Source organism: Rhizobium sp. P2_G2 (assembly GCF_056403555.1).
The window spans coordinates 1-1,530 of record NZ_JBFUFF010000253.1; the positions used below are offsets into that span (position 1 = coordinate 1).

Here is a 1,530-nt window from a genome sequence, read left to right on the forward strand (position 1 = left end):
CAGGCACGGCGTCATCGGAGTCTTTGGCCGGCACGGTTGGTGACGACGAGATCCATGGGCTCGAGGGCAATGACACGCTGGTCGGCGGCGACGGGTCGGACACGCTTTATGGTGACAGTGGCAACGACACGCTCGACGGCGGGCTCGGCAATGACCTGCTCGATGGTGGCGATGACGATGACCAGCTGTCGGACGCATTCGGCCTCAACACCTTCTACGGCGGCAACGGCAACGACCAGATCACCTCCTCGAGCTCGATCGCAGGCCAATATCTCTCTGGCGGCGACGGCAACGACAGCCTGAACCTCTCCAACGCCAATGGCAGCACTGTCGATGGTGGCAATGGCGATGACAACATCAGCTTGAGCAGCAATGGCTCGATCGCCTATGGCGGCGAAGACAATGACAACATCGATATTGGCGGCAACGGATCGACCGCCTATGGCGGCAATGGCAACGACTCTATCTCGGTCGGCGGCACCAACAATGTCGTGGACGGCGGCGAAGGCGACAACAGCTTCTCGATAAGCGGTGCGCAGAATGTTGTCCACGCGGGCAGCGGCAACGACACCATCACGCTCGTCCGGGCTAGCAACACCATCATCGATTTAGGGGRCGGCAATAACTCTCTTTTTGGTCGCTCGATCCACGGTTCGACAAACGACAATAACCAGGTCACCTTCGGCACTGGCAACGACACCATCAATGGAAATTTCGCCGGCAGCACCTTCGATCTGGGTGGCGGCGACGACCTCGTCTCTCTTTCCGGCGCCAACAACGTTGTCATGCTGGGCGGCGGCACCGACACAATCGCCTTTGGCGGATCGGGGACCGTGACCGGGGGCAGCGGCGACGACGTTATGACGCTCAGTGGCGGCACTTTCATAGTCGATGCCGGAGACGACAACGATACCCTGACACTGACCAACATCAATGGTACCGTGACCGGTGGCGCCGGCAACGACACCTACAAGCTCGACAGCAATGTCAGCATCACCATCACCGACTTTACCGCAGGCGATACCGGTGACGTCCTCGATATCGCCTACCTCCTGCAGTTCATCCCAAACTATCCGGGCGGCAACCCATTTGCCACAGGTCACCTTATCATCGTCCAGAGTGGCAACGACACGCTGCTCCAGGTTGACAGCGACGGGCTTGGCGGGCCGGGCGACCCCGTCACCCTTGCAATCCTCAGCGGCGTCACAGCAACGGACCTCACGGCCATCAACCTCGGCGGATATGAGCCCGAAGGCGGTGCTTCCGCGGGACAAGTCATTCCAGGCACGGCGTCATCGGAGTCTTTGGCCGGCACGGTTGGTGACGACGAGATCCATGGGCTCGAGGGCAATGACACGCTGGTCGGCGGCGACGGGTCGGACACGCTTTATGGTGACAGTGGCAACGACACGCTCGACGGCGGGCTCGGCAATGACCTGCTCGATGGTGGCGATGACGATGACCAGCTGTCGGACGCATTCGGCCTCAACACCTTCTACGGCGGCAACGGCAACGACCAGATCACCTCCT

1 protein-coding gene is annotated in these 1,530 nt (G+C 60.9%); it reads left to right on the forward strand.

Going from position 1 to position 1,530, the window contains the following annotated elements:
• A partial coding sequence (locus AC1D06_RS42540) for a beta strand repeat-containing protein (RefSeq protein ID WP_477991588.1) occupies positions 1-1,530 on the forward strand: 1,530 nt, incomplete at both ends.